This is a genomic window from Isoptericola sp. NPDC057191 (genome assembly GCF_042670225.1).
Lineage (GTDB): Bacteria > Actinomycetota > Actinomycetes > Actinomycetales > Cellulomonadaceae > Isoptericola.
In genome coordinates this window covers 1-9,381 of sequence record NZ_JBHUWC010000159.1, presented here as the reverse complement: position 1 = coordinate 9,381, position 9,381 = coordinate 1, and the positions used below count along the sequence as shown (strand labels likewise).

Annotated in this window: 8 protein-coding genes; 3 read left to right on the top strand and 5 right to left on the bottom strand. The window is 74.6% G+C overall.

Annotated features, from left to right (window positions below; genetic code table 11):
• Positions 1–27: 27 nt before the first annotated feature.
• The 3 genes from ACFT55_RS16255 to ACFT55_RS16245 form a co-directional block, all read right to left on the bottom strand.
• A complete protein-coding gene (locus ACFT55_RS16255) occupies positions 28–1,644 on the bottom strand; it encodes an RNA polymerase sigma factor (protein ID WP_380244881.1) in 1,617 nt (538 codons plus the stop codon).
• Positions 1,645–1,964: 320 nt separating this feature from the next.
• Positions 1,965–2,321 (bottom strand): universal stress protein, encoded by a 357-nt coding sequence (locus tag ACFT55_RS16250; protein ID WP_380244880.1) that lies wholly within the window; start codon positions 2,319–2,321, stop codon positions 1,965–1,967.
• Between the two features lie 69 nt (positions 2,322–2,390).
• Positions 2,391–3,659, bottom strand: coding sequence for a DUF4192 domain-containing protein (locus ACFT55_RS16245; RefSeq protein WP_380244879.1), 1,269 nt, complete (start codon positions 3,657–3,659; stop codon positions 2,391–2,393).
• Between the two features lie 180 nt (positions 3,660–3,839).
• Here ACFT55_RS16245 and ACFT55_RS16240 point away from each other — a divergent pair, with 180 nt between their 5' ends.
• Together ACFT55_RS16240 and ACFT55_RS16235 are read left to right on the top strand one after the other, a co-directional pair.
• Positions 3,840–4,475 carry a hypothetical protein gene (locus ACFT55_RS16240; protein ID WP_380244878.1) on the top strand — a complete coding sequence of 212 codons (636 nt, stop codon included), beginning with the start codon at positions 3,840–3,842 and terminating at the stop codon, positions 4,473–4,475.
• Positions 4,476–4,520: 45 nt separating this feature from the next.
• Positions 4,521–5,627, top strand: coding sequence for a polyprenyl synthetase family protein (locus tag ACFT55_RS16235; protein ID WP_380244877.1), 1,107 nt, complete (start codon positions 4,521–4,523; stop codon positions 5,625–5,627).
• Positions 5,628–5,699: 72 nt separating this feature from the next.
• Here ACFT55_RS16235 and ACFT55_RS16230 read toward each other — a convergent pair whose 3' ends face one another.
• The gene (locus ACFT55_RS16230; RefSeq protein WP_380244876.1) at positions 5,700–6,152 is read right to left on the bottom strand and encodes an Rv2175c family DNA-binding protein; all 453 of its coding nucleotides are present in this window, start codon (positions 6,150–6,152) and stop codon (positions 5,700–5,702) included.
• Positions 6,153–6,200: 48 nt separating this feature from the next.
• Between ACFT55_RS16230 and pknB the strand changes: the two genes are divergently transcribed.
• Positions 6,201–8,177, top strand: coding sequence for a Stk1 family PASTA domain-containing Ser/Thr kinase (gene pknB, locus ACFT55_RS16225; protein ID WP_380244875.1), 1,977 nt, complete (start codon positions 6,201–6,203; stop codon positions 8,175–8,177).
• A gap of 9 nt (positions 8,178–8,186) precedes the next feature.
• Here pknB and ACFT55_RS16220 read toward each other — a convergent pair.
• Positions 8,187–9,381 (bottom strand): 3-deoxy-7-phosphoheptulonate synthase class II (locus ACFT55_RS16220; protein WP_380244874.1); only part of this gene is annotated, 1,195 nt, incomplete at its 5' end.

Sequence of the window (9,381 nt, the reverse complement as noted above, 5' to 3'; positions counted from 1 at the left end):
GCACCGGGGCCCTTCACGTCACCCGGATCAGTCCAGGTAGTCCCGCAGGACCTGGGACCGGCTGGGGTGGCGCAGCTTCGACATCGTCTTGGACTCGATCTGACGGATCCGCTCGCGCGTCACGCCGTAGACCTTGCCGATCTCGTCGAGCGTCTTCGGCTGGCCGTCCTGGAGACCGAAACGCATCGAGACGACGCCCGCCTCGCGCTCGGACAGGGTGTCGAGCACCTGGTGCAGCTGCTCCTGCAGCAGCGTGAAGCTCACGGCGTCGGCCGGGACGACGGCCTCGGAGTCCTCGATGAGGTCACCGAACTCGCTGTCGCCGTCCTCGCCCAGCGGGGTGTGCAGCGAGATGGGCTCGCGACCGTACTTCTGGACCTCGACCACCTTCTCGGGGGTCATGTCCAGCTCCTTGGCCAGCTCCTCCGGGGTGGGCTCGCGGCCCAGGTCCTGGAGCATCTGGCGCTGGACGCGGGCCAGCTTGTTGATGACCTCGACCATGTGCACCGGGATGCGGATGGTGCGGGCCTGGTCGGCCATGGCGCGCGTGATCGCCTGCCGGATCCACCACGTGGCGTACGTCGAGAACTTGTAGCCCTTGGTGTAGTCGAACTTCTCGACCGCGCGGATGAGACCGAGGTTGCCCTCCTGGATCAGGTCCAGGAACAGCATGCCGCGGCCGGTGTAACGCTTGGCCAGCGAGACGACGAGCCGGAGGTTCGCCTCGAGCAGGTGGTTCTTGGCGCGCTTGCCGTCGTGCGCGATCCACCGCAGGTCGCGGTACATCCGACGCTCGTCGGCGCTCGCCTTCGTCTTGTCGTAGTCGGCGTAGTCCTTGGAGAGCCGCTCCTCGGCGAACAGGCCGGCCTCGATGCGCTTCGCGAGCTCGACCTCCTGCTCCGCGTTCAGCAGCGCGACCTTGCCGATCTGCTTCAGGTAGTCCTTGACCGGGTCGGCGGTGGCGCCGGCGGTGACGACCTGCTGCGCGGGCTGGTCGTCGTCGTCGGTGTCGGAGACGACGAAGCCCGTCTCCTCGTCCTCGCCCTTGCCGTCCTTGCCGGCAGCGGTCCTGGCGCTCTTGGTGGAGCGCTCGGCCGTCTCGGTCTCCTGCTCGTCGTCGGCCACGTCGGTCGCGTCCTCGTCGAGCTCGACGTCCTCGATGTCGTCCGGGCCGGGCTCGTCCTTCGACGCCGCCTTGCGCCCGCGCGTCGTCTTCGGGCCCTTGGCCGCGGTGCCGGAGGCCGACTTCGACGCGGCCGAGCGCGCCGCGGGCTTCTTGGCCGCGGCTGCGGTCTCGTCCGGCTCCTCGTCGGCCGCCGGCTTGGCGGACGCCGACTTCACCGTGGAGGTCTTGACCGCCCCGGACCGGGCCGCCGGCGCCTTGGCGCGCGTCGCGGTGCTCCGGCTCGTGCTGGCGGCGGCGACCTTGGCGGCCGTGGGCACGCCGATCTCGACGCCTGCGGTCGCGAGGGCGCGCAGGACGGCCTTCAGGCGCTTCGGGTCCGCCACCGCCGCGTCCTCGCAGGCAGCACGGAAACTCTCGGCGTCGACCCGGCCGTCGGCGGTGCCTCGAGCGAGCAGGCCCTGCAGGGCAGGGTGCTCGAACTCGCGGGGAAGTGCAGGGTTCTGCGCAGTGGACGCCACAAACCGACCTTTCGGCATTCGAGGGGACGGTGCACCGCCGTCAAGGCCTCCGACTCGGACTGTCGTGGCTCAGGCGGACATCTCTATTGTACCGGCGACATCCGCGACGGTGGGGCACCACAGGCTCCCGCGCCCGCTCGGGTACCCACGTCGTCCGGTCTCCGGTGCTGGCTCAACGCGCGAGACGCCGCGAAGATTCCCGCCGTACCGCGGGGAACGCCGGGAACGGCTCGACGGGTGTGGCACGCCGCGCACGGGCCCGACGGTCACGAGCGTCACACCCACAGGCACACCCACCGGCGTGGCGGCGCGAGGCGGGGTCACGGCTTCACCGCCAGCACGGGGCACGGAGCCTCCAGCAGGATCCGCTGCGCGCCCGAACCCAGGATGAGCTTGCCCACGGGGCTGCGCCGGCGCAGTCCCACGACGATCAGCTCGGCGCCCGCCTCCTGGGCGGTCCGCACCAGGTCGTCCGCGAGGTCCCCGGTACCGGCGACGACGGAGTACGGGAGGCCGTCGGCCGCCAGGTCCTCCTCGAGCGCCTGTCGCTCGGCGCCTCCGTCACCCTTGGACGCGACGACCGTGAGCGGGACCGACCGCTCGCGTGCCTCGCGCTTCGCTGCGGCGAGTGCCGCCTGTCCCTCGGCCGTGCTCAGGAGTCCGACGACGATCGCCATGGGGGCACGCTACCCGACACCGGTGCCGGTCACCGGCCCGGCCGCAGCCACCGTCCGATCACCAGTCGGTCACGGTCCGGTCTCCGTGCGTTCGGGCGGACTGGGGCTCGTGCCGCCCGGCGGGGCGACCCAGCCCGGCGGCACCGCCGCCTGGAGCACACCGGCGAGGAGCGCGGCGAGCCGGTGCGACGGATCCTGCCGCAGGGCCTCGCGCACCCGCCGCCCGGCGAGGCAGCCGTCACCGCGCCACCACGCGAGGAACCCCAGCAGCGCGAGCGGTGCCGCGTGCCACCGGCGTGGCGCCCCGCCGACCACCTGCTCGAGAACCAGGCGGGCGGCGTCCGCGGTCGCCGCGTCGGGCGGCACGCCCACCCGGGGGTCCACGACCCGGGCGATCGCCCGGGCGGTCGCCACCTCCACGTCGGCCGCCGGCCGGGTGCCGCCGTCCACCTCGACGTCACCGGTCCCGCCGGGACGCGCGGTGCCGACGGTCCTGGCCGCGGCCTCGCGCCCGCCGGGCACGAGCGACAGGAGCACGGCGTCCCGCACCGGGACGTCCGCGAGCGCCGCCGCGAGCCGACCGAGGCGCGCGGGCGGCAGCGCCACCTCGCCCGGGAGGTGGTCGTGCTGCTCGGCGGCCGCCTGACGCAGCAGCGCGCACCACGCGTCGTAGGACCCTTCCCGCCAGCGGACGGTGGCGTGGTCCGGCGAGCCGTCGGTCCGGGCGGCGAGCCGGGCACGCTCGGCGCGGGCGGCCGCCTTCGCCACCCGGTCGCGCAGGGTGGCGGACGGACGCCGGATGCGGTGGGCCTCCTGCTCCGAGGGCGCGACCGCACGCCCCGCGACGACGAAGGCTGCGCCGACCTCGCCGTGCTCGAGCTCGCCCAGAGGTCGGCCCTGCGGAGGGCAGCAGGCCGGTTCGGCGCAGTCGAGCCCGCGGTACCCGTCCGGACCGACGAGCCACGCCTCCACGTCGGCGGGCGGGTCCAGCACCTCCTCGAGGGCGGACACCATGACCCGGGCGTCCGCCCGCACCGTCGCCGCGGGCCGCGCCGTGCACACGACCACGACCGCGAGGCACGTCCCGGCCCGCGCTGCGGCACGGGCGACCGCGCGAGCCTCCGGCGCCGGTCCCCCGGGATCGCCGAGCGGTGTGCGCGCGACGAGGCCGACCTGCCCCTCGCGGGTCACGCAGACGACGACGCAGCACTCCCGTGGCCGGAAGCCGAGCAGGTAGGGCACGGCGGCGAGCAGGTCCCGGGACGAGCGGAGGACGACGGGCAGGTCGAACGGGGAGTCAGGCTCCCCGGAACGTGGTGTGGCGTAGGCGGCTTCCATGACCCGATCCCATCCGACCAGGGCCGCGCGGAGGTGCGCCGCGTCGTCCCTTGTGGACGGCGCGTCCTTGGGGGCATGATCCCGTCCCCGAACCGCGGGGGCACGTCCTCGCCCCGGCATCCCGTCGAGTGGTCCACGGGCTCGTCGGCCCACGGCACGTGGGCCGCTACGGTGGTCGCCGTGCCTACGCTCCTCCGCCCGACGCACCGTCGTCCTGCTCCCGCCGCGCGGGCCCGCACCGCCGTCGTGACGCTCGCCGCCCTCCTGGCGGTGTCCGGGTGCGGGGTGCTCGGCGGCGGTGGCGGCGCCCCGGGCGACGAGGTGTCCGCGACCGGCGAGGACGGCTCGGGCGTCGGGCTGCGTGGCGCGGACGACCCTGCTGCGACGCCCAGCCCCGACCCGGGCTCCGCGGCGGCGCTGCCCACGTTCGACCCCGACACGGCGGTGGGGGGCTACGCACCCGGGTTCCCGGAGCAGCTGCTCGGTGCCCCGCAGGACGCCACGGTGCTCGCCAGCTCCGCGACGCCCGACAAGGGATCCCTCACTGACGTGACCCTCAACCTCAGCACGCCGCGCAGCACCCAGGAGGTCATCGACCAGCTCGCCAAGCGCCTGCGCAAGGCGGGCTTCACGGAGTCCGAGTCGGGGACGTTCACCGGGCTCACCGCCCAGACCACGTTCGGCCGCGAGACCAGGCCGGGGAAGAAGAAGGGCGCGCGGGACTCAGACCCGGTCATGGAATCGGTCACGGTCGGCGTGCTCGACGACGGCGAACGCCGCCTGGTGACCGTGAGCGGCTCGGTCGTCGTCGGCTGAACGGCTGCGGCCCGCGTCCCGGTGGCGGACGCATAGGCTGTCGGCATGCCCACCGCACCCTCCGTCGTCGACCTCGAGAACCTCCGCCACGACGTCGACGCCCGGGTCGAGCAGCACCTCGCCGACCTGGCAGCAGAGGTGGCGGCGATCGGGGCCCCGGCCACCGCGCTGACCGACCAGGCCGGGGTCCTGCTGCGCGGCGGGAAGCGGCTGCGGGCGGCGTTCTGCTACTGGTCCTTCCGGGCGCACGGGGGTGCGGCCGAAGGGCCGGAGCGCGACGCCGTCGTCCGCACCGGTGCCGCGCTCGAGCTGTTCCAGGCCGCCGCCCTCCTGCACGACGACGTCATGGACGCCTCCGACACGCGCCGTGGCGAGCCGACCGCGCACCGCGCGTTCGAGGCGCGCCACGCCGCCTCGGGCTGGACCGGCTCCGCGGAGCGGTTCGGCACGGCGGCCGCCATCCTGCTGGGCGACCTGTGCCTGGTGGCGTGCCAGCGGGAGATCGCCGACGCGGCCGCGGCCCTGCCGGCCGACCGTGCCGCGGAGGCACGTGGCCTGTTCGACGCGATGCAGACCGAGGTCGTCGTCGGGCAGTACCTCGATGTGCTCGTGCAGGCCGAGGCGTGGGGCCTCGATCCCGTCGCCGACGAGGACCGCGCCCGGGCGGTCCTACGGGCCAAGTCGGCCCGCTACTCGGTGGAGCGCCCGCTCGTGCTGGGCGCGCTGCTCGCCGGTGCCGGCCCTGCTCGCGTGGACGCGATCTCTGCGGCGGGCCTGCCGCTCGGCGAGGCCTTCCAGCTGCGCGACGACGTGCTCGGCGTGTTCGGCGATCCCTCGGTGACGGGAAAGCCCGCGGGGGACGACCTGCGCGAGGGCAAGCGCACCGTCCTGGTGGCCCGCACGATGGCGGCCGCGAGCCCGGCCGACCGCGACCTCGTCGTCGCGCGGCTCGGTGACCCTGCCCTCGACGCCGCGACGGTCGAGCGGCTGCGGGGCGTCATCGCGGGCTCCGGGGCGCTGGACGGTGTGGAGACGCTGATCGACACCCTGGCGGACGACGCGCTCGCCGCGCTCTCCGACGCGGAGCTCGCCGAGCCCGGACGCACCGTCCTGCTGGACCTCGCGCGCGCCGCCGTCGACCGCGCGGCCTGAGACGCCGCCCGAGGCACCGCCCGAGGCCGCGGCCGGAGGGGTCAGCGGCCGGCGACCGCTCCCCCCAGCCGGTCAGAGCAGCGCCTGGGCGACCCGGCGCACCTGAGCGCGACGTCCGGCCCGCAGCTCCGCGATGGGCGCGTTCCCGATCGACGGCTCGGTCTCGAACAGCCAGCGCAGGATCGCCGGGTCGTCGAGCCCCACGTCGGACAGCACCAGCACCGTGCCGCGCAACGTCGGGAGGACGTGCGGCGCGTCGCCGTCGGTGACGAGGAACGCGGCAGGCACCTGCAGCGTGTGCCGTTCGCCCCGCCTGATCCCGACGAGCGTCCGGTCGTCGACCAGCCCCCGCACCTTGCTCACCGCGATACCGAGCGCCTCCGCGACGTCGGGCAGGGTCAGCCACTCGTCCACGAGGGAGTCGAGCGCGGCCCGGTCCTCGGCGCGGTCGTCGGTACGGTCGTCGGTACGGTCGTCGTCGCGCTCGCCGGAGGTGCCGGGCACGGGGGGTGCGGTGTCGTTCACGCGGCAAGCCTACGGGCCGCCCGATGCGGCCGCCCCTACACTCGTCGCGTGGCCATCGCGACGACCGACCCGATGCTCGGCCGCCTGGTCGACGGGCGGTACGAGATCGTCGCGCGCGTCGCGCGCGGGGGCATGGCCACCGTCTACCGGGCCACCGACCGGCGCCTCGACCGGGAGGTGGCCGTCAAGGTGATGCACCCCCACCTGGCCGACGGCGTGGACGGCGCCGCGTTCGTGTCCCGGTTCCGGCGGGAGGCGCGCGCCGCGGCACGTCTCACCCACCCGGGCGTCGTCGCGGTCTACGACCAGGGCGTCGACGAGGACACCAGCTATCTCGCGATGGAGTACGTGCCGGGCACGAACCTGCGCCGTGAGCTGCACGACGCGGGCGCCCTGACGCTCGACCGCACCCTCGACGTCCTCGCGCAGGTGCTGGCCGCCCTCGCGGCTGCCCACCGCAAGGGCCTCGTGCACCGCGACGTCAAGCCCGAGAACGTGCTCGTGGTCGGCGACGGGGACGTACCGGCGGGCGGCCGGGTGAAGGTCGCGGACTTCGGTCTGGCACGGGCGGTGACAGAGGTCACCACGACCACGACGGGCACGGTCCTCGGCACCGTCGCGTACCTCGCCCCCGAGGTCGTCACCAGCGGCCGCTGCGACGCCCGCACCGACGTGTACGCCGTCGGGGTGCTCGCGTACGAGCTCGTGACCGGCACCCTCCCCTACCCGGGCGAGACGCCGATCCAGGTGGCCTTCCACCACGTGCACGAGGACCACCCCGCCCCGTCCGAGCGCGTCGAGTGGCTCCCCGAGGGATTCGACGCGCTGGTCGCGTCGTTCACGGCGCGCGACCCGCAGCACCGGCCGCCGGACGCCGGGGCGGCGCTCGAGGCCCTCGAGGCCTTGCGCGCGTCGATCGCCCCCGACCTGCTGGCCCGGCGGGCAGAGCCGCCGGTCGAGACGCCCGCCGACGACGCGCCCGAGCGCGACCCGGGCGCCGACGGTACCGAGGGCACCGACGCGGTCGACGAGATCCCCACGGCGTTCTTCCAGGAGGTGTCCGCGAGCGCGCCCTCCCAGCCCACCGATCGGCTCGTCGAGCAGCCCACCGAGGCCTACCGGCGTCCGTCGCGCCGTCGGCGCGCGATCGCGTGGACGCTCACCCTGCTGCTCGTGCTCGGCGGAGGCGGGCTCGGCACCTGGTGGTGGTTCGCCGACGGCCCCGGGGCATGGACGTCGGTCCCGTCCGGCGTGGCGGGGGTGCCGGCCGACGACGCCCGCACCACTCTGGAGCGGGCCGGCCTGGACACCACGTCCACCCAGGCGTTCGACGACGACGTCCCGGTGGGTTCCGTCGTGACGACGGTCCCTGCCCCGGGCGACCGCGTGCGCACCGACGGGACGGTCGAGCTCGTCGTCTCGCGGGGCGTGCAGATGCTCACCGTCCCTCACGACCTCGTGGGTGCGGGCCGCAAGCAGGCGACCGCCGCGCTGAAGCGTGCGGGGTTCACGGTCGGTGCGCCCCAGCGTGCGTACGACGACGAGGCCGACCGTGGCACCGTCCTCGACGTGTCGGTCGGCGAGGGCACGCGCCAGCGGCACGACACGGTCGTGACGCTGACCGTCTCCGACGGTCCTGCCCCGGTGCAGGTGCCGCAGGAGGTCGGCAAGGAGAAGGACGCCGCCGTCGCCGACCTCGAGGCGCTCGGGCTCGTGGTGACGATCGGCGACCCGGAGTACGACGAGGACGTGCCGAAGGGGCACGTGCTGGCGCAGGACCCCGAGCAGGGCGCGACGGCGCACCGCACGGACACCGTTACCCTGACGATCTCCCTGGGTCCGCCGCTGGTCGAGGTGCCGGACGTCGTCGGCAAGCGGACCGGACCAGCCCGAGCGGCGCTCGAGAGGGCCGGTTTCCGCGTCGAGGAGAACGCCTACCTGGGAGGCCTGCTCGACACCGTGCGGTTCCAGGACACGACCGGCACGGCCCCGAAGGGCAGCACCGTCACGCTGACCGTCTGGTAGCGGCTCCCGTCACCGGCCGGTGAGCATCTCGGCGACGCGGAAGGCCATCTCGAGCGACTGCTGGTGGTTGAGGCGCGGGTCCACCAGCGTCTCGTACCGCAGCGCCAGGCCGGCGTCGTCGATCTCCTCGCTGCCGCCGAGCACCTCGGTGACGTCGTCGCCGGTGAGCTCCATGTGCAGGCCGCCCGGCACGGTGCCCAGCGCCCGGTGCACCTCGAAGAAGCCGGTGACCTCGTCGAGGACGTCGGAGAAGCGGCGCGTCTTGTAGCCGCTCTCCGACGTGATGGTGTTGCCGTGCATCGGGTCCGTCACCCACGTGACGGACACGCCTGCGGCGGTGACCTTCTCCACCACGTCGGGCAGCACGTCACGCACCTTGCCGGCCCCCATCCGGGTCACGAAGGTCAGCCGACCCGGCGTGTTGCGCGGGTTGAGCCGCGCCGCGAGGTCGAGCGCCGCGTCGGGCGACGTCGTCGGGCCGAGCTTGACGCCGATCGGGTTGGCCACCCGCGACAGGAACTCGACGTGCGCGCCGTCCAGCTGGCGGGTGCGCTCCCCGATCCACAGGAAGTGGGCCGACGTCGCGTACGCCTCGCCCGTGCGGGCGTCCACCCGGGTGAGGGCGCGCTCGTAGTCGAGGATGAGCGCCTCGTGGCTGAGGTAGAACTCGACGGAGCGCAGCGCGTCGAAGTCTGCCCCGCAGGCCTCCATGAAGCGGATCGCCCGGTCGATCTCCGAGGCGGTGCGCTCGTACCGGGAGTAGGCCGGGTTGCGCATGAAGCCCCGGTTCCACTCGTGCACGCGCCGCAGGTCGGCGTGGCCGCCCTGGGTGAAGGCGCGCACGACGTTGGCCGTCGCCGACGAGATCCGGTACGCCTGCTCGAGGCGCACCGGGTCCGGCGTGCGGGACGCGGGGGTGAACTCGTGCCCGTTGACCATGTCGCCGCGGTACGCGGGCAGGGTCACGCCGTCGCGGGTCTCGAGGTCCGACGACCGGGGCTTGGCGTACTGCCCCGCGAGCCGTCCCATCTTGACGACGGGCGTGCTCGCGCCGTGCGTGAGGACCACGGCCATCTGCAGGATGGTGCGGACCTTGTTGCGGATCCGGGTCGCGTTCGCGTCGGCGAACGTCTCCGCGCAGTCACCGCCCTGCAGGAGGAACGCCTCGCCCCGGCCGGGCCCCGGCGCGGGCGCCCGGGGGGGC

Excerpts from the sequence above, each read along its gene's own strand:
- ACFT55_RS16250 (WP_380244880.1), bottom strand. The coding sequence starts at position 2,321 with ATGGCGATCGTCGTCGGACTCCTGAGCACGGCCGAGGGACAGGCGGCA.
- ACFT55_RS16245 (WP_380244879.1), bottom strand. The coding sequence starts at position 3,659 with ATGGAAGCCGCCTACGCCACACCACGTTCCGGGGAGCCTGACTCCCCG.
- ACFT55_RS16235 (WP_380244877.1), top strand. The coding sequence starts at position 4,521 with ATGCCCACCGCACCCTCCGTCGTCGACCTCGAGAACCTCCGCCACGAC.